Annotated in this window: 20 protein-coding genes; 3 read left to right on the plus strand and 17 right to left on the minus strand. The window is 57.1% G+C overall.

Annotation, left to right across the window (positions count from 1 at the left end):
• Positions 1-175: 175 nt before the first annotated feature.
• From FRY98_RS14900 to FRY98_RS14960, 13 genes are all read right to left on the minus strand, one after another.
• Positions 176-3,001, minus strand: a complete 2,826-nt coding sequence (locus FRY98_RS14900; RefSeq protein ID WP_148453264.1) for a glycosyltransferase — start codon at positions 2,999-3,001, stop codon at positions 176-178.
• Positions 2,998-4,101 carry a glycosyltransferase gene (locus FRY98_RS14905; RefSeq protein ID WP_148453267.1) on the minus strand — a complete coding sequence of 368 codons (1,104 nt, stop codon included), beginning with the start codon at positions 4,099-4,101 and terminating at the stop codon, positions 2,998-3,000. The genes FRY98_RS14900 and FRY98_RS14905 overlap by 4 nt, the downstream gene beginning before the upstream one ends.
• Positions 4,102-4,323: 222 nt before the next feature.
• Positions 4,324-4,548: a hypothetical protein gene (locus FRY98_RS28440; protein ID WP_170287099.1), complete on the minus strand. Its 225-nt coding sequence runs from the start codon at positions 4,546-4,548 to the stop codon at positions 4,324-4,326.
• Positions 4,549-4,575: 27 nt separating this feature from the next.
• A complete protein-coding gene (locus FRY98_RS14915) occupies positions 4,576-6,051 on the minus strand; it encodes a polysaccharide deacetylase family protein (RefSeq protein ID WP_148453270.1) in 1,476 nt (491 codons plus the stop codon).
• Positions 6,052-6,053: 2 nt separating this feature from the next.
• Positions 6,054-7,397, minus strand: a complete 1,344-nt coding sequence (locus tag FRY98_RS14920) for a lipopolysaccharide biosynthesis protein (RefSeq protein ID WP_148453272.1) — start codon at positions 7,395-7,397, stop codon at positions 6,054-6,056.
• A 20-nt stretch (positions 7,398-7,417) separates the two neighbouring features.
• Entirely contained in the window at positions 7,418-8,554 is a 1,137-nt protein-coding gene (locus FRY98_RS14925) for a DegT/DnrJ/EryC1/StrS family aminotransferase (RefSeq protein ID WP_225039081.1), read from the minus strand.
• A gap of 7 nt (positions 8,555-8,561) precedes the next feature.
• Complete coding sequence (locus FRY98_RS14930) at positions 8,562-9,146, minus strand: acyltransferase (RefSeq protein ID WP_148453275.1); 585 nt, start codon at positions 9,144-9,146, stop codon at positions 8,562-8,564.
• Positions 9,147-9,204: 58 nt separating this feature from the next.
• Positions 9,205-10,542 carry a nucleotide sugar dehydrogenase gene (locus FRY98_RS14935; protein WP_148453278.1) on the minus strand — a complete coding sequence of 446 codons (1,338 nt, stop codon included), beginning with the start codon at positions 10,540-10,542 and terminating at the stop codon, positions 9,205-9,207.
• 334 nt (positions 10,543-10,876) lie between these two features.
• The gene (locus FRY98_RS14940) at positions 10,877-11,161 is read right to left on the minus strand and encodes a hypothetical protein (protein ID WP_148453281.1); all 285 of its coding nucleotides are present in this window, start codon (positions 11,159-11,161) and stop codon (positions 10,877-10,879) included.
• Between the two features lie 145 nt (positions 11,162-11,306).
• Positions 11,307-12,353 (minus strand): Gfo/Idh/MocA family protein, encoded by a 1,047-nt coding sequence (locus tag FRY98_RS14945; RefSeq protein ID WP_148453284.1) that lies wholly within the window; start codon positions 12,351-12,353, stop codon positions 11,307-11,309.
• Complete coding sequence (locus tag FRY98_RS14950; RefSeq protein ID WP_148453287.1) at positions 12,350-13,045, minus strand: YveK family protein; 696 nt, start codon at positions 13,043-13,045, stop codon at positions 12,350-12,352. The genes FRY98_RS14945 and FRY98_RS14950 overlap by 4 nt, the downstream gene beginning before the upstream one ends.
• Positions 13,046-13,128: 83 nt before the next feature.
• On the minus strand, positions 13,129-14,202 hold the full coding sequence (wecB, locus tag FRY98_RS14955; RefSeq protein ID WP_148453290.1) for a non-hydrolyzing UDP-N-acetylglucosamine 2-epimerase: 1,074 nt from the start codon (positions 14,200-14,202) through the stop codon (positions 13,129-13,131).
• Positions 14,199-15,380 carry a glycosyltransferase family 4 protein gene (locus FRY98_RS14960; protein WP_148453294.1) on the minus strand — a complete coding sequence of 394 codons (1,182 nt, stop codon included), beginning with the start codon at positions 15,378-15,380 and terminating at the stop codon, positions 14,199-14,201. The genes wecB and FRY98_RS14960 overlap by 4 nt, the downstream gene beginning before the upstream one ends.
• Before the next feature lie 158 nt (positions 15,381-15,538).
• On the opposite strand from FRY98_RS14960, the gene FRY98_RS14965 reads away from it, so the two are divergent.
• Both FRY98_RS14965 and FRY98_RS14970 read left to right on the plus strand, forming a co-directional pair.
• On the plus strand, positions 15,539-16,510 hold the full coding sequence (locus FRY98_RS14965) for a GNAT family N-acetyltransferase (protein WP_148453296.1): 972 nt from the start codon (positions 15,539-15,541) through the stop codon (positions 16,508-16,510).
• Positions 16,507-17,427 (plus strand): GNAT family N-acetyltransferase, encoded by a 921-nt coding sequence (locus tag FRY98_RS14970; RefSeq protein WP_148453299.1) that lies wholly within the window; start codon positions 16,507-16,509, stop codon positions 17,425-17,427. The genes FRY98_RS14965 and FRY98_RS14970 overlap by 4 nt, the downstream gene beginning before the upstream one ends.
• Here the strand turns inward: FRY98_RS14970 and FRY98_RS14975 are convergent.
• From FRY98_RS14975 to FRY98_RS14990, 4 genes are all read right to left on the minus strand, one after another.
• A complete protein-coding gene (locus FRY98_RS14975; RefSeq protein WP_148453302.1) occupies positions 17,417-18,811 on the minus strand; it encodes a sensor domain-containing diguanylate cyclase in 1,395 nt (464 codons plus the stop codon). The genes FRY98_RS14970 and FRY98_RS14975 overlap by 11 nt on opposite strands.
• Positions 18,812-18,956: 145 nt before the next feature.
• A complete protein-coding gene (locus tag FRY98_RS14980) occupies positions 18,957-19,487 on the minus strand; it encodes a hypothetical protein (protein WP_148453305.1) in 531 nt (176 codons plus the stop codon).
• Positions 19,488-19,656: 169 nt separating this feature from the next.
• A complete protein-coding gene (locus FRY98_RS14985) occupies positions 19,657-20,946 on the minus strand; it encodes an NCS2 family permease (RefSeq protein WP_148453308.1) in 1,290 nt (429 codons plus the stop codon).
• A gap of 204 nt (positions 20,947-21,150) precedes the next feature.
• On the minus strand, positions 21,151-22,182 hold the full coding sequence (locus FRY98_RS14990) for a hypothetical protein (protein WP_148453311.1): 1,032 nt from the start codon (positions 22,180-22,182) through the stop codon (positions 21,151-21,153).
• 242 nt (positions 22,183-22,424) lie between these two features.
• Between FRY98_RS14990 and FRY98_RS14995 the strand changes: the two genes are divergently transcribed.
• The gene (locus FRY98_RS14995; RefSeq protein ID WP_148453313.1) at positions 22,425-22,964 is read left to right on the plus strand and encodes an RNA polymerase sigma factor; all 540 of its coding nucleotides are present in this window, start codon (positions 22,425-22,427) and stop codon (positions 22,962-22,964) included.
• Positions 22,965-22,996: the final 32 nt, after the last annotated feature.

The following is a 22,996-nucleotide window of genomic DNA, read 5'->3' on the forward strand; positions in this document are numbered from 1 at the left end:
GCCTCCATCCGCAAATTCCTGCAAATCTGCATCTTTTTTTTGGCGCAGCGGCGCGTTTCGGGACCTGGAGGCGGAAATTGATGTATTTTTGCAGGAATTTCCGATTTCGGGCCGCTGAATGAAAAAAATTCCTGCAGATTTGCAGGAATTTTAAATGCAACACCCCAGCCCCCTATCAGGCCTCCTCCGCGGCGGCCGCCGGGGGCGATTCAAGCCGGCCGCGGCCGTGGCCACGTCCTGGCTGCTCGTAGATGTCCGCCCATTGGTCGAGGACCACCTCCAGCTCGAAGTGCTCCTCCACGTAGCGGCGGCCGCGCTCGCCCATCTCCCTGCGGGCGAGGGGCGTCAGCGCCGTCAGCGCCAGCATGCGTTCGCACAGCTGGCGGGGATCGTCCGGGGCGGCGAGCCAGCCGCTCTCGCCGTCCCGGACCACCTCCCGATTGCCGCCGACATCCGTGGCGACGATCGGGAGGGCGCTTGCGGCGGCTTCCAGCAGGACGATCGGCATGCCCTCCCACAGGGAGGACATAACGTAGCCGTCAGCCGCCGCCATCAGCTCGGGAATGTCGCGCCGCATCCCGAGAAAATGCACCTGCCGCTCGATGCCGAGCGAGCGGCACAGCTCCTCCAGCTCCGCCCGCTCGGTTCCGATGCCTGCGATGAGCAGCGCCGGGGAAGCGGGCGCGCACTGCGCCGCATTTGCGGCGGGCGCTTCTGCGGCGATTGCACCACCGGCATTCGCATCTCCGGCTGTCGCTTCCGCAGCAGTCGCATCTACAGCAATTGCACCACCGGCATTCGCTTCCGCAGCAGTCGCACCTCCGGCAGTCACATCATCGGCAGTCGTACCTCCGACAGTCACATCTCCGGCGCTCGTACCTCCGGCAGTCGCATTTGCGGCCGTCGCAGACGGGGCGGCAATGGCCAGAGCGAAAGCGTTCAGCATCGTGCGGTAATCCTTTTCCGGAGCGAGGCGCCCGGCGGCCAGCCAAAGGAACGCTTCTTCGCTCACGCCAAGCTCGCGGGCAAGACGGCTGCGGAGCTCGGCACGTTGCCGCTCCGTCCGCCGCCGGAACTGCGCCGTGTCGATCCCGTTCGGCACGTAGCGGATTTTTCGCGCCGGGACAACGCGGCGCTCGATGTAGCGGTCGACCGCGTCCCGGCTGACATTCGTGGTCAGATCGCACAGCGGATCGGTCAGCCGGTACAGAAGTTCGCGCAGCCGCCCGCCCTCATTCCGGTTGTGCGCTGTGCAGATCAGCCGGGGCATCCGTACAAACAGACGGGTGACTCTGGCCAGGAGGTTCGCGTGTACCAAGTGGCTGTGGACGATATCCGGCCGGAGCTTGGCGACAAGCCGGCGCAGGCGAAAGATGGCGCGAGGATCCGGAACTCCTTTTTTCATCCCAAGGGAATGAACCGGGATTCCCATCGCCCCCAGCTCCTCCAAATAAGCCACCGGCTCAAGCATACTGACGACCTCGATTTGACAGCCCCGCTCCCGGAAGCCCCTGCACAGCTGAACGACTTGCGTTTCGGCGCCGGCATAATTGAGACCGGTCAAAAGAAACATCATTTTTCGCATTTTCCTCGAGCATCTCCTTGATTCTGGAATAAAAGGCGAAGCTTCGTACTCCGCCCGGAATGAAACGGGTCGAGGCGGGTCCAGGACATCCGGGAGCGGTTCGGAAGCCCTCGCCACAGCCACCTCCGACGAATACGCCCAAGCCTCCGTCTCCTTAACGCATCCAAGACCCGAATCCGACACGGGTACCGGCCTTCCGGCCGGAGCCAGCGCCAAGGCGAGAAACGCAAACATGACATACTCGAAATTAAAGCCGAAGTCGCCGCTCATCATGGCGGTTCCGAGGGTCTGCAGGAGAAGGACGAGCAGCACGGATTGACGGCGTGCCATCCAAAGCGCATACAGAAACGCGAAGGACCAGACCAAAAGTCCGGCCACCCCCTGCTCCCCGGCGATTTCCAGCACCACATTATGCGGGTGATCGCGAACGGCCGGCGGCGAGAGGCTGCCCACTCCGCCTCCTATAAAGGGCTGCTCGGTCCACTGTTCCAGCGCCTGCCGCTGCAGCTCCATCCTTCCAAGAAAATTGGCGTCTCCCACCAATTCGCCGAGATTCATAAAGATGGACAGGCGGCTCCCGTGGGCCCACTCTTCCAACTCAGCGGAGTAATTGGCGGCGGCTAACCCCGTCCCTATAAGCAGTACCGGCACGATCGCCGCGTAGCGGGCCAAGTGCCGGAACTCGCCGCGCCGCCATTTCCTGTAGAGCACCATCGCCAATATCAACGCATTGGCGATGGCGAACGCGGCGACCGGTCCGCGGGACTCCGTGGCTAAAGCCGAGGCCGCCGCCGCGACGATGCCCGCCAACCGAATGATCCGGGGGATTCCCGGCGCCCACAGGCAAACGGTAATCGTGATGAGGGACATCCGGGCGTTGAAGATCGGATTGCTGCCCGGAAGAGACAAACGGCCGGGATACTCCGGCGAATACTCGCCGAACGCCAAGTGCGCCGCCGCAAAAGCCAGGCCGAAAAGAGCGAATATCGTCCAGGAGAATTTCGCGTATTTCCTATAAAGGATGTAGGCATAGATTCCCGGAATTGCCGCGTGAATGAAGAGAACCGCTATTTTCGTCAGGCCTCCCGAATCGGGCGGGGCCCAGGTCAGGCTTACCGTCGACAGCAGAAAGACCGCCCCCCACAACCCGATTCCGGGATCCCGAAGCAGCGCGCGGGGCGCGCGGCTTTTGCCGAACCAGGCGAGGAGCGCCGGAATGAGCGGAACCGCAATCAGCAGAAACAGCGCGTTCCCCGGCAGCATTTTTTTATAGAAAAAACCGAACATGTCGAAATAGGTGCAAAATCCGATCACGTAGGCCGCGTCGATGTTCATCCCCGCTTGGGTGATGCATTGGACCAAAAACACCCCCGCGCTAAGCAGCAGGAGCGCGATCAGAATCAGCTGCAGATTCAAGGCTTGTCGCCGCCTTTCCTCGCGATCCGCTCCATAAAGCGAACCCGGGCAGCCTCCTTCACGGCCGTATCCAAATGCATCACTTCACCGGCGGGAACGCGGCGGCCCTTCCAGGTGCGCACAAAGTTTTCGATGTCCTGCAGCCCCTTCGCGGTACTCCCCGCCTCATTCGCCAGCTCCAGAATAAAGGAAGCTCCCTTTGGGAAATCCGTATCCCTGTATCCGATAATAACCGGCAGTCCATAGGCCAGATACTCCCGGACTTTCAAAGGCGAGGCCTCGTTCATGCGATTCCGGTACAGGGCCAGAGAGCCGACGGCTACATCGGCCTGGCGCAGCAGCGGCTCATAGTCCAGCCGGGACAGCCTGCCGTGGAACTCCATATTGCGCGGTGCCGAGCCGCCCACCATATCCTCCGGCTGTAGCCCGACCATATCGAAGTGCCAATCCGGCCGAAGCCGGGCCAAGGCAGCGATCTCGTCCACGCCGTGCCAAGGCTGGCCCGGTGTGCCGATAAAGATCAGCCGGACCCGGACCGAAGGCGGCGGAGGCGATGGGGTCGCATTGCTCAGCGCAAACCCGTTGCCGATCACCTCCCTGGGTTGTCCGTATTTTTTAAAATGAGGCTCCTCTCCGATCTCCGCGCTGACAAAGACAAAGCCCCCCGCGCTGCGCAGTACGAGACCGCGGGTCAGCCGGTGGTAGAGGTAGCGGAGCCTGCTTCCGAGGCGCATCTCCGCCAGGTCGTTCGTGTTGATTTCCAATATGGAAGGAATGCGCCGAAGCAAACGGGGAAGCCCGGCGTAATAAAGGTCGAACCGATGGTATATGGCGTCCGGGGCCCATTGTTCCAGACGGGTAAGGAGCATCCGGAAAGCGGCGAATCGGTTGAGCCCTTTCCCGTAAGGTTGGATGACGAGCGGGATGTCCGCCGGAACCGCCTCGCCTCCCCCATGCCCCTCGCCCTTCCAGCGGCGGGTAAACAAAAACAGCCGAACTTCATGGCCAAGCGCGATCCATTCGGCCATTTGGGCGGTGACCTTTTTAAACACCCCGCTCTCCGGCCCTTCATTCCAATGCATCAGATAGGCGATTTTCATCGGTTCGCCCTCCCCCTTCTCTTTTGATATCGCTGTCCTGCTATCGCCATCCGCCTATTAACGGGAAAAGTTCCCGGTAATTTATCGCTTTGGACGCTTAGACCGGATTTAGCTGGAAAAACTCCATCTAATATGCGCCCCAGCCGCCAATTTCCCCTGGTTCGGATGAAATAGCGGGAGGTTTTCCAGCTAATCCCCCATTGCTTCCCGGCAAACAGTCAATTAACGGGAGGAAATCCCGGTAACTTGCGCCAGCACTAGCACTAGCACTAGCATTAGCATTAGCACCAGCTCCAGCTCCAGCTCCAGCTCCAGCTCCAGCTCCAGCACCAGCTTCAACTCCAGCTTCAACTCCAGCTTCAGCACTAGCTCCGGCTCCGGCTCCAGTTCCAGTCCCACTTCCACTTCGAATTCCAATTGAATCCAGCCCAGCCCAAGCCTCCACACCTTTCCCCCCCGGCCCGGATTCGTTCGTCAGCTCAATTCCTCCAGGCACTTTCGGTACAGCCGGCGGTCGGCTTGATGCACCAGCTCGCTGTTGTGCCACAGGAGGGTGAAGTCCCCTCCATAGCGGGCACATTGCCGGTAAAGGCGGCGGATTCGCTCGAAAGCTCGAGCTTCACACCGGTCTCCCCCATGTTCGGGATGCCATACGGTCTGCTCCATGACGATCAGCGGACGCTCCCGCAGCTTCAGCATCCGCCGGGTTGCCAGGTTGAAAACCGGGTATTCCTGGCAGATGCCGCAGCGGAATCCCGGCGAGTCGGGGTAACCGAGCGAGCTGTCGTAGTCCAGGCCGGCTTCCTCCCAGGCCTGCCATGTATCGGGGGCCCGCCAGCGCAGAAAATGCTGGCGTCCCCCCCAGGCGTCCTGCCGCACGCCGGCAACCTCCGCTCCCTGCCGCAGCAGGGCAAACTGGCGGCGGATGTCCTGCGGGGACAAATAGGCCCCGTACCCCGGGTGCAGGCCGATCTCATGTCCCCGCGCATGTATGGTTCGCAGCAGTCCGGCGATTTCCGGATCCTCCAGCGTATACGCCTCGTCATAACGCGGATCGGTCTGTTCCGGAATGAAATAAAAGCTGCTGCGCACCCCGGCCCGCTCGCTCTGCTCCATCAGCCAGCGGAACGTGTTGTACGGGTCCGTCTCCCGGACCCGGTCGCCGCCGCCCGCGGCCCAGGGCAGCAGCCTGCCCTTCTTCCAGGCGGCCTCGAAGTCCCGGCGCTTTAGCGCGTCGGCGGCCGCCTCCTTAATCAGGCTGAACCGGCCGCGGCGCCGGTGGGCAAAGAAAGGGTGGTCCACATCGTGGCTGACCACCTTCCGCACCTGCCGGCGCCGGCGCAGCCCGTCCAGCCGCGGCCATAACCGCAGCAGCAGGCTCCACAGCAGTTCGGCGTAAGCGTTGACGACCGGGAAGTCGAGGAAGTCTTCCCGGTAAGCCAGCGAAGCCCGGACCGGGAACCGGCCATGGCTGTCCCGGTCGGGAATGACCATCTCTTCATAGCGCGTCAGCATAAAGAAACTGCTGCCGAACAAATCCAGCCCGCAGCGGAGTACGGTGCCCTCCCCCTCCTCCCGGATGAGCCGTCCTTCCGCGTCCGGTCCGACCGCGGCTCTCTTTTCTTCATGGCTCGATCCTCTTTCCCCTTCGGTTTCGAGTAGTTCTCCGTAAATCACGGGCAAGCTGCCAACTTCCTCCATATCCAGCCGGGCGAGCGGTTCCCGGGGGAGCGAGTCCGGGCTCAGCCATTTTCGCTCCGGCATCCCGAGCAGCACGTCGGAGAGCAGCAGGACCGCCCCTTGACCCGAATCTCCGGCTACGCGAAGCTCCCAGTCTTCCCGGTCTTCCCATTCCAGGATGAAGGGCAGACCCAGCACTTCCTCCAGCAGCACCCGGGCCGCATAAGCGCGCTCCGGCTGCCGGGAGCGCGGGCAGCGCAGCATCAGCATCGTCATTCCTCCTGTCCCTGTCCGGCTCCCGCCCCGGCTTCATTCCCGGGCTCCGGTTCCGCCGGCAGATTCCGGTATTTTTTTACGGCGGTCCAAGACATCCAAAGATGCAGCATGTACCCCAGCGTGGACGCCAGACTGAACCACAGCACCGCCGTCATGGAGCCTTGCCCGGTATACTTGGCCAGGAGCAGCGCGCCCAGCACGATAATCACCCGCACGATTTCCCGGTATAAATGGAGGTCCTGCCGCTCCATGACATCGATTGTGGTCCCGACCGCGTTCGCCACGAACTGGCTTAAATACATGACGCCCAGCAAACGTACGATCTGCCCGGAATTCCCCCACTCCGGCCCGAACAGGAAAGCAAAGGCGGACGGGGCGATAAAAACCATGACCAGGACGATCGCCAGACCGAACAGGAAAATGTTGCGCACCGTCCGTTTAAACAACGGATACAGCTTATGGGGGGCATGCAGCCTGTACTGCGAGGATTCGGACAGGTAGACGTTCATGACGGAAGACGTGATCAACGTCATCGGAGATCCGAGAATCCGCTGCCCCAAGGCAAACCATCCGGCGACGTGCGGCCCGTAAAAGGCGGCCAGCAGGATCGTCGGGAGATAGATGCCCAGGCTGTTCAGCATATTGGAGGCCAGGGACAGCATCGGAAACCGCCGGTACCGGTAAGCCGACTCTTTGATATCACTCCAGGTCGTGTGCAGGGCGTCTTGCTTTACGTCTTTTCGCCAGATCCGCCACTGCGGAATCAGGCCGCCGAGCCGGCCGGCCACATCGCCGAGAATCAGGCCGAGCGGCCCCTTGAACAAGCCGCTGAACAGCAGCTGAGCAGACACCAGGGAGAAGCTCTGTGTATATTTGGTCCGCGAGAGCTGACGGAAGTATTTTTTGCGGATCGACCAGCCATTTAGAATTTGATAGAACCCTCCGAAGAAGAGGCTGAGAATAAAAAAGATGAAAAACTCCCGAATATCGGGTTCATGCGCCCACGTCGCCAGCGGACCGGCCAGAAAATAGACCCCCACCCCGCCCAGCAGGCTCATGGCTACACAAATGCGCAGGGACAGGCTCAGCAGACTGCTGGCGACCCGGTCCTCCTCCGGGAGGGTAATGGCCTGCTCGTAGGAAAAGGAAACAAGCATGAGCATGATGGAGATGATCGAGGTGTACATGGAATAAACGCCGTATTCCGCGGGATTGTATAAGCGCGTAATAATAGGCAGGGTGGCGAGAATCAGGAGTTGGCTGATGATCGTCCCGCTGGCCAGGACAACGACGTTCCGGAAAAAATGATCCCTCGTCAGGTTTTTTAAGCGGTTCAGCATCAGCGATCGGCCCCGGGAAATCAGCGTAGCGACTGCTTTATTTTTTCGCTGATCCAAAGCTGGGTTTCGGCCTCGATCTGCGGCCAAATCGGGATGGACAGCACTTCGCCGGCCAACGCTTCCGCCGTGGGCAAATCCCAAAGAGATGGAGCGTACACCGGGAGCCTATGCACAGGGAGGGGATAGTACACGATCGAGCTGATTCCTTCCGCCTCCAGCCCGGCCTGAAGTTCATCCCGTTTCCCGTCCGCGATCCTTAATGTGTACTGGTGATAGACGTGCTTGGCATATGATTTTTCCTCGGGCAGGGTAACCCCCTCCAGACCGCTCAGACAGGCGCGATACCGCTCCGCGGCCAGCCTCCGCCCCGCATTCCATTCCTCGATCCGCGGCAGTTTCACCCGCAATATCGCCGCTTGGATCTCGTCCAGGCGGGAATTGAAGCCGATGAGCTCGTTGTAATACTTTTTGCGGGATCCATGAGTCCGCAGCATGGCCGCCCGTTCGGCAAGATCGGGATCATTCGTCACCAGCAGGCCGCCGTCTCCGTAAGCGCCGAGGTTTTTGGACGGAAAAAAGGAATAGCATCCCGCGGTCCCCAGCGTCCCGAGCTTCCGGTTCTTGTATTCGCCGCCAAATCCCTGAGCCACGTCCTCGATCACTTTCAGATCGTACCGGGCGGCCATTTCGAGCAGCGGGTCCATATCGACGGCATGGCCGAACAGATGCACCGGTATCACCGCTTTTGTCTTGGCGGTCAACACCGTTTCCAGGCGGCCGGGGTCCAGGTTAAAGGTGTCCGGTTCCACATCGACGAACACCGGAACCGCTCCGACACGGCTGATCGCCTCCGCCGTGGCAAAAAAAGTGAACGGCGTGGTCACCACTTCGTCGCCCTCGCCGATTCCCGCCGCCAGCAAGGCGATGACGAGCGCATCGGTTCCCGAATTCAACGCGATCGCATGGGCCGCACCAAGATACTCGGCTGCCTCCCGTTCAAAGGCTTTGACGTTGTCCCCCATAATAAAGGCGCCGCTATCCAGCACTTTTTCAATCGCATCCATCATCTGCGGCTTCAGTTCACGAACCTCGCAGCCTATATCAAGGACGGGGATTTTCCCCATCGCTTTTTCCGCTTTGTTTTCTCGTTCCCTCATCGTCCCTCTACCCTTCCTCCGTTTTACTGACCGTCTCTTGATTTCGTTCATACTTCCTTCCGCACTCCGCACATACCGCCTTGCGGTCGCGGAAAGCCAAGGTTAGCCCGCACTCGCACACCCAACCCAGGCGCCTGGCGGGTACACCGGCTACCATGGCGTAAGCGGGAACGTCCCGATTGACCACGGCCCCGGCCGCCACAAAAGCGGATTCCCCGATCGTCACGCCGCACACTACCGTCGCGTTCGCTCCGATCGACGCCCCGCGCTTGACCACGGTAGGCCGGTAATCCGCGCTCGTGTTGCGCGGAAATGCCGAACGGGGCGTCCGCACGTTGGTGAAAACCATGCTCGGTCCGCAGAAGACGTAATCCTCCAATACGACTCCCTCATATACGGACACGTTATTCTGGATTTTGACGCCCCGACCGATAGATACATTCGGCGCAACATACACGTTCTGGCCCAGGCTGCAGCGTTCCCCGATTTCCGCTCCCGCCGAGACATGGCTGAAATGCCACACCCGCGTCCCCTCGCCGACCCGGGCGCCTTCATCCACAATGGCGGTGGGATGCGCATAATAGGTTTCCAAGATCTATCGCCCCCGTATAATGAACATTTTTGGCGTTCTTGCGTTTTTTGCGCGTTAGCTAGAGCAAATAGTAGGCTTCCGGCTTGGCATACCGGTTCATGGCATTGCGTGTGTCAAGCAGACAGCGGCTTCGCCGACCGATCCGTTCGTAATCGAAAGCGGTATGGTCCGTCGCGATCACGGTGATATCCGCTTCAGCCAGCCCCTCTCCGGTGACCTGGATGCATTCGTACGTTCGATCCTGGAACCGGAACGACGGAATATGCGGATCGCTGATCCATACTTCGGCTCCCCGTTCCTCCAACAGCCGGATCATCTGCAGCACCGGCGATTCCCGGTAATCGTCGATGTCCCGTTTGTACGCCACGCCAAGCAGATAGACAGTGGAGCCATGCAGGGGCTTGCGGGCTAAATTGAGTATTTCCGCGATCTTGTGGACGACGAACTCCGGCATCGCGTTGTTGATCTCGCCCGCCAGCTCGATCAGCCGGGTGTGATAGTTGTACTGCCGGGCTTTCCAAGTCAAATAGAAGGGATCGATCGGGATGCAATGTCCGCCCAGGCCCGGTCCCGGATAAAACGCCATGAACCCGTAGGGCTTCGTCTTCGCGGCATCGATCACTTCCCAGACGTTAAGACCCATGCGGTCGCAAAGAATCGCCATCTCGTTGGCGAGGGCAATATTGATATGCCGGAACGTATTCTCGTAAATTTTCTCCATCTCGGCCACGGCCGGGCTGGAGACGAGGTGCACCTCTCCATCCAGCACCTGCCGATACAGTTCCGCCGCGACTTCCGTGCAGGCCGAAGTGACCCCGCCGACCACCTTGGGGGTGTTCTTGGTGTTGAACGAAGTGTTGCCGGGGTCGATGCGCTCCGGGGAATACGCGAGGAAAAAGTCCTCCCCGCACACCAGTCCGGTCGATTCCAGAATCGGCTTGATCAATTCCTCGGTCGTCCCGGGGTATGTGGTGCTTTCCAGCACGACCAGCATCCCGGGATGCAAGTGGCGGGCGACTTCCCGCGCCGAGTTCTCGACATAGCTGGTGTCCGGCTGCTGATAGACGTCCAGCGGCGTCGGCACGCAGATGGCCACCGTATCCGCCTCCCCGAGGAAGGCGTAGTCGGCCGTCGCCCGGAGCCGGCCGCTCCGCGCCATCTCCCGGAGGTCGTCATCCACGACATCCCCGATATAGTTGTAGCCGCGGTTCACCATCTCCACCTTCTGCGCCTGGACGTCAAAGCCGATGACCCGGTACCCGGCTTTGGCCTTTTCCACCGCCAGCGGCAGGCCGACGTAGCCGAGTCCGATCACCCCGATGACGGCGCTCCGGGTTTGCAGCTTTTCCAATAAAGTTGTGCTGTGTTTCGATTTCCTTCCTTTTTGCCCGCTCATCGCCTACTGCGTCCTCCGTTTCCCTTTTCCTTAAAGTTTCCATATAAGCTGAACTAAAGAATTAGCGGTCTGCAGGCTGACCGGTTATTAACGGGAAAATCTCCTGTTTATTCTCCGCTCTTGTCCCTTGGATCACTAGCGTTGCAAAAAACTCAAGCAAATGTGTCAGCGCCAACTCCGTTCTGAGGTAGGGTCGTAAATAAGGGTCTTTTACGGCGCTATTTTGTCGAATTTGGCTCTTTGGCATGAAATAGCGGTCTTTTGGGGCCTTATTTTAGAGAAAGTCGGGCAAAAACCGGATTTTTGGGCTCGCACCAGAGAAATAAGGCCCTTTTTAGCCGCTATTTTCCCCGAAAAAGCAAATCGGGTTGAAATAACGGCCCAAAAGGCCGTTATTCGGCGGGCGGCAAGAAAGATTGCGGGTAGGCAGCACCCATATCAGTTCTAATGCAACGCTAGTGGAAAAAAACGGACCAAAACTCGATTTTTGTACCCGCTCCAGGGTAATAAGGCCCTTTTTAGCCGCTATTTTCCCCGAAAAATCGTATCTGTGCGAAATAGCAGCCCATAACGCCGTTATTATAGCGGGTGGCAAGTGAAATTGCGGGTCGGCAAGCATCCACCCTAGCCCTCGAAATCCCTATTTTCAGAACAATTAACGGGAGGTTTTCCGGCTAATTTCCCTTTGCAACCGCGTAGGCACCAAATTAACGGGAGGAAGTCCCGTTCATTTGACTCCAGCCCTTTCAACAGACGGCCATCGTCTATCTTCCGTTCCGGACAATATCCCAGGCCAGCCGAACCGCCCGGGCCCCTTCTTCCAAGGTAACGGCCGGTTCCCTTCCCGTCCGGATCGCCTCCACCATATCGGCGATAATCCGTTCATGCCCCGGCACGCCATAGGGATCGGCCTCTACCTCGGCCATGATTCTGCCGATCTCCTCATCCGGCATCTTGACGCAGTTCCACGCCTTGATCCAGTTGGCGGTCCGCCCGCCGATCAGGACGTATCCGTTCTCGCCGAACACCGCCAGGCTTTCTTCCAGGTTATGCTCGTAAACGGTCGTACATGCCTCTACGACGCCTAACGTGCCGTTTGCGAATTTCAACGCCGCGATCGCGGTATCTTCGGCCTCCATGTTGCGGATTCGGGTGTCCACCCAAGATCTCACTTCGGCCACGGGACCGAACAGCCAGAGGAGCAAATCCAGGCTGTGGATGCCCTGATTCATAAGGACGCCGCCGTCCATCGCCACCGTGCCCCGCCAAGCCGCCTGATCATAGTAAGCCTGGCTGCGGTTCCAGCGGACGGTCGCGTTGACATGGCTCAGCTTGCCGAACATCTTGCGGTCCAGCGCCTCTTTCAAATGGCGGATTGCCGGCCGGTAACGGTTCGGATGTACGACCGTAGCTTTGACGCCAGCGGCCGCCGCGGCCTCCCCGATGCTCTCGGCCTCCTCCGCGCAGAGGGCGAGCGGCTTCTCGATGACCAGATGCTTGCCGGCCCGGGCCGCGGCGATCGCCAGCTCGGCGTGCAGCCCGCTGGGCGTGCAGATGCAGACGGCGTCGATATCCGGCTCCCGGTCCAGCATTTCCGCCATCCCCGCGTACGCCGGCACATTCCAGCTCTCTGCCAGCGCGGACACCCTCGTCAAGTTCGGGTCGCAGAGCGCCGCCAGGGCGGCTCCTTCCGCCTGTTGAATCGCTTCGAGATGCTTGCCGGCGATATGCCCGCAGCCGACAATGGCGAAGCGGATCTCCCCGGCTTGCACCCGCTCCCTTTCCGATTCGAATTCGGGTCGTTTTCTCATACGGCTTCCTCGTTTCTATTCGGCGTTCCTTTTTCCTGATCCGTTGCAAGGGACGGGTCCGGGCCCGGATCGCTTGCTTCCGGGTTTCCCCGGCGCCTTCTCTTCCTCCGCGAGGCGTCCCGTTTCTCCAGCAGCATCGCCACGCTTAGCGAGGCGAAAACCCCGATGAAGACGCCGATTGCCAGATTGAACACCTTTTTGGGGCTTACCGGGATGGAGGCGTCCTCCAGATTGGCGTAATCCAATACCGTCACATTGGCGCTCTGTACGATTTCCGTGGATTTGCTGATAAACGATTCGGCAAACGCGTTGGCGATGGCGACGGCGTCCTCCGGGTTATCATGCCTCGCATACAGCACCAGCACGAGCGTTCCCGGGTCGGTTCTCACCTTAATCCGCTTCAACAGGCCGTAGGCGGATTCCGATGTTTGCAGCTTGGCTTTCGCCTCATTGGCGACAAAGCGGCTTTGAATCGCATCCTCATACGTTTTGGTCAGCATCTGGCTGGCCAAAAACTCGTTGTAGGTTCCCGATTCCGAGGAGGAAATCGTGGCGACGAGGCTTGCTGCGGCCTCATATTGGGGACGGACAAGCTCATTCGCCAAAAAAACGCCGCCCACGCATAGCGCCAGCGTAATCAGCACGGCAATCCCGTGTTTTTTGGCGGTTCTCAACAAAACGTTCAGCTCCACTTCCCACTCACCTCAAGCTATCTATATTCCGTAGTACGGCAAATAGAAGAGGTTTCCTCTCATTCTTTTTCAAAATAAAAGAGTCATTGCAGATATTGGTGAATCAACTCCGCAATTTGAAGGGAGGCGGTGCCGTCGCCATATAAGTTCTCGATATAGGCCCCCGGCCGGTAATCCCCTATAATTCGTCCCAAATCCATGGTGAGCGGGTCCACCAGCGTATTCCAGCCGCAGGCCACCGTCTCGACCCACTCCGTCTCCGAACGCAGGGTAAAGCAAGGAACTTTGGCGAAATAAGCCTCCTTCTGCACCCCGCCGGAGTCGGTGATAATCGCCTTGGCCTGGCGTTCCAGCGCCAGCATCTCGAGATAAGACAACGGTTCGGTGAACAAAAGGTTGTCCCCGGGCGTCCGCTCGGCGGAATCCCCCATCGCTTTCAGCATTTTGCCGGTCCGGGGATGAAGCGGAAACAAAACCGGCTGGTCCAGGCTGCGCAGCGCCCGCAATATCGCCCTTAACCGCACGGGATCGTCGGTGTTGGAGGGGCGGTGGATCGTGGCCAGATAGTAACCGCCAGCCGGGACGCGGAAATCCTCGGGCCGGTGTTTCGCCACGGCCAGGCGTTCGTTGAAAAGTACGGCGTCATACATGACATCGCCCACCTCATAGACGCCTTCCGTCGCCCGCTCGGCCCGCAGGTTGCTCACCGCCTCCGCCGTCGGCGCAAACAGCAAGGCGGAGACATGATCCGTCATGACCCGGTTGATCTCCTCGGGCATATCGCGGTTATAGCTTCGCAGGCCCGCTTCCACATGAAACAGCGGAATCCGCAGCTTGCTTGCCGCAAGCGCCCCCGCCAGCGTGGAATTCGTGTCGCCGTATACCAGCACGGCATCCGGAACGTTCTCCAGCAACAGCGCCTCCAGCGAAATCAGCATTTCGCCGGTCTGCCGCCCATGCGAAGAAGAACCGATGCCAAGGTCATAATCCGGCTTCGGAATCCGCAGTTCCTCGAAGAACACCCCCGCCATGCTGTAATCGTAGTGCTGTCCCGTATGAACGAGCACCTCGCGGCATGTCTTTCGGAGTTCGCGCGACACCGGCGCCGCCTTCACGAATTGCGGCCTGGCGCCCACGATGGTCATTACGGTTTTCATCCTTTCAACTCCTTTCGTCTTCCATAAACGGCGAGGTCTCCCGCCTCATCCTCCCCCTCGCTGACTCCGGCCGCGCGGTAAACCGACGTCATCTCCTCCAGCACCCGGGCCACGGTATACTTGCCGAGCAATCGATCCCTGCCGTTCAATTTCTTGCGCAGCTTCGCACTCGCGTAAAGTTCCCAGACTCTCTGTTCAAACGCCTCCGTATCCCCCGGTCTTACCAGATATCCGTTGATTCCGTCCTCGACCAAATCCCGGTTGCCCCGAACCTCGGTCGCGATCATGGGCAGTCCCGAGGCCAGCGCCTCCATCACATTCACGGGCAGTCCTTCCTGCCTGCTTGTGGTTACGGCCACATCCGCCAGAGCGTAGAGCGCGGGCATGTCTTTGCGCTGCCCCAGAAACACCACATTTCCGGTCAATCCCAATCGCTGCGCCAATCTTTTGTAAGGGGTCTCCAAATCCCCCTGACCCGCCAGGAGCACCAGAAGCTCCGGAATCCGCCGTTTCAAATTCGCCGCAGCCTGCAGCAGAAAACCCTGGTTCTTCCGCTTGCTCAGTTCGGCCGCGTAGATCAGAACGAAGCGGTCCTGGCCGATGTGGTGCTCCCGGCGCAGCTGTTGCTTTTCACGTGGGTCCACCGGCTTAAACCGCCCGAAGTCAACGCCGACCCCATGCACATGCACGATGGATTGGGCTTTAAACCCCCGCCGGATGGCCCGGAGATAATCCTCCTCGTTGATCGTGATCAGGCAGTCCGTCCATCGGGAAAGTAGCTTCTCCGCCGGGTAATAAAGCAGCCAGTTAACGATGGGGGCCCCGTCAAAAAAATGAAAGCCATGCGCGGTATAAAGCACTTTCGTTCCGCTTCGCCTCGCTTGCCTTGCCGCCAATCTCGTCAGAACGCCCCCCATCGGCGTGTGGCAGTGGACCACATGATAACCGTGTCGTTTGATTAAATCCGCCAGCTCCTTGTAGGCCTTCAGATTATTCCACCGGAACGGGGACCGTTCGATCGACAGTGAAAACTGACAATCCGCATCGGGAATCGGCGTCTCCCCGAATGCCGCCGCGTGGACTTCCCAGCCCTGCTGTTTAAACCAGCGCATATAGGGAGTGTGGAACTGGTTCAAATGAGATACCACCGTAGCGCAAAACAACACTTTCTTCAGCACAACCATCCTCCACTTCAGAAAAAAATCAAGGGTTTCTCCGGAACTACTCATACATTGAAAAAGGGAAAATATAATATAACAGCCAGTTCGAAACGCTCTATAACACTAGTAGATGATGTTTCCGGCATCTTAGAACTTGAATTTTTGGGAGGGTAACTATGGAACAGCTGCAGCCTGTTTCGCGCGGCCTGGAGCCTTGGGCCGAATTCAACCGGATTAAGTGGGGCTGTGAAGCGAAAATCTTAAGATTTCAGCGCGAGGATTCCGAGGCCTATATCGAAAGTCTCTTTTTTCTTAACAAACGCGGAAAAATCTATCTTCCTCCGCTTAACCCGTTTCACCCGACCGTGTTTCAGCCTACGCCGACGGACAAACCTTACCGTTTGAACCGGCAGTGGCATCAAACCGCCGAAGTGATGATCGGCGAATTGCTCCGGCACGGAGGAAGCGCGGCTTACTGCTTCCCGCCGGACATCCGGGATATTCGCCCATTTTTATGGAAGGGGTTTAAGGCCGACGTAAAGTACACTTATCAGATCCGGCTTCCCCATTCGCTGGAGCAAGCCAGTCCAGGCATCCGCAACCGGATTAAAAAAGCGGTTCAGGAAGGATACCGCTGCGGCTTGACTCATAATATGGCGGAAGTGCATGCCTGCCTGCTCGAAACGGAAACGCGAAAAGGCTTCAGCCATCGGCTGAGCCTGGAAGATTTGCAATTGGCGCAGACGCTTCTCGGCGACGACGGTCTGCGCTGTTACGTCTGTTACAGCCCGAGCGGCGAACCGGTGACCGCCAGCGTCATCCTGATTTTGGACGGGCGTCGGGCCTTGTTTTGGATGGCGGGGAGCAAAACCGAACACTTATCGCACGGCGTGGTCCAGCTCTCCCAGCATGCGGTGTTCGACGACTTGGCCGCGGCCGGTCTGCAAGACATCGATTTGGTAGGAGCCAATCTGCAATCGGTCGCGCGTTCGAAATCCGGTTGGGGAGGGGATCTAGTGTCCTACTATCAGATACGGCTCCCCATATTTAAAGATTTGGCTCGTACAAGCCTGGACTTGCTGCGGTTCCACCGGAAAAAACGGCTTGCTATTTTTCAGGAAGAAGGGAGTTTCGGAGCGAGAGGATGATCGATCATACTGCTTTAAGTCAGTGGGGGGAATTCAATCGCCGTAAATGGGGCTGCAGGGTGGAGCATGTGCGGCTGCAGGCGGAGCGGTCCGAGGCGCGGGGAGAGTTTCTGTTCTTTTACAATGCCGTGGAGCGATTCATGCTTCCGCCGCAAAACCCGTATCACCCGTCGCTGTTCCTGGCTACCCCCAGTCAAAAGCCATTCCGCATCAACAAACAGTGGCACGAAATCGCCGGTTTGCTAATGGATCGCCTACAGCAGATTCGGGGACCGGCCGTCGTTCACCTCCCGCCTGAGCTGGACGATGTCCGCCCGTTTCTGTGGCGGGGGCTGAAGGCGGAAGTGAAGTACACGTACTGCGTGAATGTTCCTTATTCCTTGGATCTCGCCAGCAAAGCGATCCGCAACAAGATCCGCAAGGCGGAAGCCGCCGGATACCGAACCGAAAAATCGGTAAATATGTCGCATGCCTACGAGTGCTTGGTAGAAACGGAAAAAAGGCAGGGTTTTAGCCATCAGCTTAGCGCAGCGGATTTGGAGCTCGCGCGCGACTTAATGGGGGACCATGCCTTCCGATGCTATATTTGCTACTCTAAAGACGGGGAGCCGGTTAGCGTCAACATTTCTCTGCTGCTGCAGCCGGCTTCGGCGATCGGTTGGATTGCCGGGACCAAGACCGCCCATCTCTCCAACGGCGTCGTTCAACAGGTTCAGTTCCATGAATTCGAGGATCTTGCCGCCGCCGGTGTACGGCGTTTTGATTTTGCGGGAGCCAATCTCGCTTCCGTTTCGGAAGCCAAGGCGGAATGGGGCGGGGAATTGCTCCCCTACTACGTCATCCGCAAACCGGGTTTAAAGGATGTGCTGCGGGCCGGCCGGGACTGGCTGCAATTCTCTAGTCGGGTCAAACCGTAGCCTCGAGAGATGACGGATGAACGTAGTACTGATTACGTCCCTCCCGCTTGGCTTCGTACATCGCTTCGTCCGCCTCGCGAATCAGCCGGTCCAGATCCCCCGGACCCCCATCGTAAACGCAAATACCGATGCTCGGCGTCGTTACCAGAGGATATCCTTGGTAGTAGTAAGGCTCGGACAAGCTGCCGATAATCCGCTCGGCAACCTTGGAAGCGTGCCTCTGATCACTCGCCGAGAGCAGGACCAAAAACTCGTCCCCCCCGAGCCGGCAGACCGTGTCGCTATCCCGAATATGGCTGCACAGTCTTCCGGCGGTTTCTTTAAGCAGCAAATCGCCCGCGGTATGGCCGAAGGCGTCGTTAACCTCCTTGAAGTTATCCAGGTCGATAAACATGATCGTCAGCGGAGTCATCCCGTCATGGACATATTGATCGAACTTCATTTGGAACAGCGCCCGGTTGGGGAGCCCCGTCAACTCATCATGATAGGCTAGGTATTCCACCTGCTCCTCCAGTCTCTTGCGTTCGGTGATATCAATGATGACTCCCTCCAGCCTCTCCAGATGCCCCAATTCATTGAAGAGCGGGGTTCCCCGGATTTGCGTCCAGCGGTACTCCCCGTCTTTGTCGTAGATTCTGCACTCCAGATTCACGCTTCGTTTATCCAAAACCATTTCCTTCTGGGCCTGCATAATCCTCGGCTTGTCCGCCGGCAGGACCAGGCCGGTCAGCAGATGGTAATCTCCTTTAAACGCCTCCGGCGGCCAACCGGTAATGTGAACGATTCCATCCGACAGCGTCATGACGCCTACGCTTAAGTCGAAGGACCATGTGGCGATCTTGACATTCTCCAAAATATTGCTCAGTTGAATCCCGTTCTTCTCGGCCTTCAACCATAGCGATTTCGTATATCGGGTGAACAAGAAAGAAAACACGGTGGTAAACGCCCCGAAGATCACGATATAAATGACATCGTTTGCGGCCGTTTCGGGAAACATATTGTCCCGAAACCGGATGAACAAATAAGCCGCGCTGGCCAAATACAAGCCCCCGGACAGCAATACCGCCCTGAAATCCAGGTACAAAAGAGCGAATAAAGGCACAAGTCCGAGAAAAATATAGTTGATCGAATAAGGATATATGATGGCATGACTCACAAAAAACACGTACAGGGAAACGATCATCAGTAACATGACGATTTCCGGAACACGTCGGCTGTTCACGAGCAGCAGCATAATCAGGCCCACAAGCAGACCTACCGGAGGATAGATCACATCGATGCTTTTGTCCATGATGAGATTTACCGCGAGTGCTATGCCATAGAAGCTCCACAACAGCTTTAACATCAGTACGTTCCGCCGGTGAATTTCTTGCAACCTGTTCATTTAATCCACGCTCTCCAAGAAATAGTTATAAAGAACTAGATTTACTTTCTTTCATATTACACCTTTGGGAATTATAAGGGTACTATTTCCTAAAAAAAATTAATAAAGTCCAAAAAAAGACCGGATATACATCCGGTCCTTACGGTTAAGGCACATACTGCTGGACGATTTGGGTGACGACGCCATTCTCGATACTCAAATGATAAGGAAACACTCGAGGATCCAGCACCTGAGCGCCCCGGAACAAACTCTTGAATTTGTCCAAGCTTACCGGTTCATTCCATACAATATCCGCATCCGCGGGATTTCCCGTACGGTCGTAAATCTGCATGAGAACCTTGGCATCCTTGGCTACCGGAATATGTTCCAGCGTCTCGTTCTCATTCACGATGTAGTACCCGTCGGGAGGTCCGTCGATTCCGGCGTCCGGTTCGTGCTTGGCGAAAACCTCCTCGGCTTCCTTCCCGGTGTACCACTCGATCGGGTCGACCGCCAATTCGACCCCGTCCGCGCGAGTATCTATAGCCTCGATATAAACCGTCAACTGTCTCGTTTCCGGAGCTGCGACAGGCCGCTCGCTTTGCTCCCGGCTTGCTCCCGAACTGGACGTGGCGTTTAACGAAGACAGCATTACGATAAGTAACAGGGGGATCAACAATTTCATCCATTTTTTCATTTCAGCGTCCCGCCTTTCGAAATCCGGTATCACCGTCTATTAAGTATAAATAACCATTCTCGAACGGATTAAACACCGTCGGTAAATTTATACTTTCATTATATGGTTTTCCGGAAGGGAAAGGGTCACAAACCGGTTAAAACGGGTGACAAATTCTTATCTTTTCGGCTCAGTGTGCCGGGAAGAAGGTAAGCTGAATCAGGAAAATCAGCCCGAACACATAAAGCAGCGGATGCACTTCACGACCCTTGCCGCTGACCAGCTTCATAACGGGGTAAGTAATGAAGCCGACTGCGATCCCTGTGGCGATGCTTGCGGTCAGCGGCATCATCAGCAGGATGGCGAAGGCCGGAAAGGCTTCGTCGAACGTCTTCCATTGGATGCGGGCAAGCCCCTCCATCATGAAGCAGCCGACGATAATGAGCGCCGGGGCGGTGATGGCGGGCAGCGATGAAATCGCGCCGACGAGCGGCGAGAAGAAAACGGATAGCAGAAACAACACCGCAACCACGAGCGAGGTGAGTCCGGTCCGTCCCCCGGCCGCGACTCCGGTGGTCGACTCGATAAACGCGGTCGTCGGGCTGGTGCCGAACATGGAACCGACCGTTGTCGCGGTCGCATCGGCAAGCAGCGCGGACTTGGCCCGCGGGAACTCCCCGTTCTTCATCGTGCCCGTCTGCTCCGCCACCCCGATCAGCGTGCCGGTCGTGTCGAACAGCGTGACAAGCAAGAACGCGAACACGGTCGTATACAGCCCCTGACTGAACACGCCCGGAATGTCCATGTCGAAGAAGACCGGAACCGGCGGAGCGGAGATCATCCCTTGGAACTTCAACTGGCCGGTCAGGTAGCCGATCAGCGCCGTTACGGCCATACCGATAAACAGCGCGCCCGGTATTTTGCGAGCCATAAGAATCAGCGTGACGAACACGCCGACAATCGTCAGCAGCGTCACCGAGCGGTGCAGGTCGCCAAAGGTAACTATGTTATCGGGATTGGCAACGACGATACCGGACATTTTTAGCCCGAGAAAAGCGATAAACAGACCGATGCCGGCGGTAATGCCGAATTTCAGCGAATCGGGAATCGCCCGAATCAACGCCTCCCGCAGCTTTGTCAGACTGAGCAGCAGGAACAACACCCCGGCGAGAAACACCGTGCCGAGCACGGTTTGATAAGTGAGTCCGGTGGAGGCGACGACGCTGGTAAAATACGCGTTCAGCCCCATGCCCGGAGCGATGGCGATCGGATGGTTGGCGAACAGCGCCATAAACAGCGTGCCGATCACGGCGGCGATCACCGTGGCCATAAACACTTGGTCAAACGGAATCCCGGCCGCGCTCAGCACCGCCGGATTGACGACCAGGATGTAGGCCATGGCCAGAAAGGTGGTGACCCCCGCCAGCAGCTCGGTTCTGACGCTGGTTCCATGCTGTTGGAGTTTAAAAAACTGATTCATGTAGGTGTTCTCTCCTCTTTTTTTACGGCTTTACATTTTAATCCTCTAGTATTGTCCGCTTATCCCCTAGCCTCGTCAAGGCCTGGGCGATTCATTCCACGAATCGTTCGGAAATTGCGCTTAGCTATAACAATATAAAAAAACGACCCGTTTAACGAGTCGTTTAACTTAACCGATCTTCAAGGAGCGGTCCGTCGGTCCATATTAGTTCACCCAGTACACTTCTCCCTTGGAGTTATACGTAATCTCGACCGATGCTGCGCCGCTCTTGGTAAAGATCGCGTTACCCGGTTCATTCGCAACTTTGGTCAGCTTATAACCGGATAGATCCATCCCCAACCATTTTTTGATTTGCGGAACGGCGGTCTTTTTAAGCTTCTCCATATCCGCATTTTTCATAGTTTGCATAACTTTATTGATTTGCGCATCGCTCTTGTTGGCAAGGTTGTCTTGAAGGAATCCCAAATATAACCCGGTTGCTTTATTTGTCTTTTTATCGATATCGACACTTACGGGGTACTTTGAGGTTGGCGCCCCGAAACGGAGTTCATATTTGACGGCGTCCGGTTCGGTAATCAGGAATGCCTGGGTCAAAGCCTCCGCTTTTTTAACATGTTCCACCTTCGCAATAACGGCTTTGGCGGATTTGATCGCTGTCTCAGGGACATCTTGTATCTTCAGGATTTCCAGAGCCATACTCAATTTTCCGTCCAGCACATTTATCGTGGTGTTCTGAACCTCCGCTAACATCTGAAGTTTGTTTTTCACCTTTGGATTGGTATTGGTGTAGTCCATGATCAACGTCACGTGTTCCGCCTGTGCCGATCCTCCGGGTAATACGGTATCCAGAGCCTTTTGCATAGCTTCCTGATGGGAAGCACTCAGGTCGCTCCATTTCATTTTTACACTAATACTATCGATCTCCCCCTTCTTATTGAAAAGCACTTCGCCCCCGGACGCTCCCTGAACCGCCAGGATGGAACCTGAAGGGAAATTCGTGGCCTTGCCCAATGTAAGTGATTTCCCGGTCAACTCCTCCAGCTTCTTTTCAGCCTTTTGAATCGAAGACGCGCTCAATGAGGTGGCTGCTGCGAAAGCCTGGGTACTTGAAGCCCCCGTCCGTTCGCTCGCATGGGCCTGCACTTGCATGACGCCGGCTACAAGGGTCCCTGTCAATACTGTAATTCCCAAAGCCTTCAGAAGAGTGCTATACTTGGTTGCTCCCGTTCTTTTCATAAAATAAATCCTCCTAATCGTAAAGTTAGTGTCATTGGATGCTACATAGAGTTAGATAACCATTTTTCGGGAAACGTTACATCCGTATTCGATTTATTTTAAAAGTCCGTCAATATCTCGGCCCTCTGAATCTATTGCTTCCTTATATCCCCCTATAATCAGGCATTTTAAAAATTTTAGTATGTAACCTTTATGCTCCGCAGGGTCATCTAACTAGTATAAACCGAAAGGAGGTTGCCGTTTTGAACTTCGAATCCGAAGTCATCCAGGCCCAGGCCGGAGACCGACATGCTTTCGTACTTCTCATGCGAAGAATCGAGTCGGATATGTACGGAATGGCTTACAACATTCTTCAAAATGACGACGATTGCGCCGACGCCTTGCAGGAGACGATGATTCAAGCCTACCAATCCTTATCCGGATTGCGTGAGCCCGCCTACTTTAAAACCTGGGTCTTCCGGATCCTGATTAACAAATGCAATCAGATACACCGCAAAAGAAAAGCAACCGTGGATATGGATTCCTTACATTACGAGCCTTCCACATCAGGGGATGAATATGGGCAGGTTGAATTGCGGCAAGTCGTGGACCAACTCGATGAGTCGATGAGGGTGGTAGTGGCGTTGCGTTACTTCCAGGACATGCAGATCAAAGAAATCTCGGACTGTCTCGACATCTCCGAAAGTGCGGTCAAAACCCGGCTGCACCGTGCACGTAAGGCACTGATAAATATGCTCCAATATTCCGGAGAAGGGAAGGCGAAGTTAAATGAAAGCTATTGATTTGGAAAAGCAGTTGGATATGGAAATGTCAA

The organism is Paenibacillus faecis (assembly GCF_008084145.1).
Lineage (GTDB): Bacteria > Bacillota > Bacilli > Paenibacillales > Paenibacillaceae > Fontibacillus > Fontibacillus faecis.

Bases quoted from the DNA above. Each gene is read 5' to 3' on its own strand.
- FRY98_RS14990 (WP_148453311.1), bottom strand. From the start codon at position 22,182: ATGAAAAGAACGGGAGCAACCAAGTATAGCACTCTTCTGAAGGCTTTG.
- FRY98_RS14920 (WP_148453272.1), bottom strand. From the start codon at position 7,397: ATGCTGAACCGCTTAAAAAACCTGACGAGGGATCATTTTTTCCGGAAC.
- FRY98_RS14970 (WP_148453299.1), top strand. From the start codon at position 16,507: ATGATCGATCATACTGCTTTAAGTCAGTGGGGGGAATTCAATCGCCGT.
- FRY98_RS14965 (WP_148453296.1), top strand. From the start codon at position 15,539: ATGGAACAGCTGCAGCCTGTTTCGCGCGGCCTGGAGCCTTGGGCCGAA.
- FRY98_RS14940 (WP_148453281.1), bottom strand. From the start codon at position 11,161: ATGCTTGCCGACCCGCAATTTCACTTGCCACCCGCTATAATAACGGCG.
- wecB (WP_148453290.1), bottom strand. From the start codon at position 14,202: ATGAAAACCGTAATGACCATCGTGGGCGCCAGGCCGCAATTCGTGAAG.
- FRY98_RS14985 (WP_148453308.1), bottom strand. From the start codon at position 20,946: ATGAATCAGTTTTTTAAACTCCAACAGCATGGAACCAGCGTCAGAACC.
- FRY98_RS14935 (WP_148453278.1), bottom strand. From the start codon at position 10,542: ATGAGCGGGCAAAAAGGAAGGAAATCGAAACACAGCACAACTTTATTG.
- FRY98_RS14915 (WP_148453270.1), bottom strand. From the start codon at position 6,051: ATGCTGATGCTGCGCTGCCCGCGCTCCCGGCAGCCGGAGCGCGCTTAT.
- FRY98_RS14905 (WP_148453267.1), bottom strand. From the start codon at position 4,101: ATGAAAATCGCCTATCTGATGCATTGGAATGAAGGGCCGGAGAGCGGG.
- FRY98_RS14925 (WP_225039081.1), bottom strand. From the start codon at position 8,554: ATGAGGGAACGAGAAAACAAAGCGGAAAAAGCGATGGGGAAAATCCCC.
- FRY98_RS14975 (WP_148453302.1), bottom strand. From the start codon at position 18,811: ATGAACAGGTTGCAAGAAATTCACCGGCGGAACGTACTGATGTTAAAG.
- FRY98_RS14980 (WP_148453305.1), bottom strand. From the start codon at position 19,487: ATGAAAAAATGGATGAAATTGTTGATCCCCCTGTTACTTATCGTAATG.
- FRY98_RS14945 (WP_148453284.1), bottom strand. From the start codon at position 12,353: ATGAGAAAACGACCCGAATTCGAATCGGAAAGGGAGCGGGTGCAAGCC.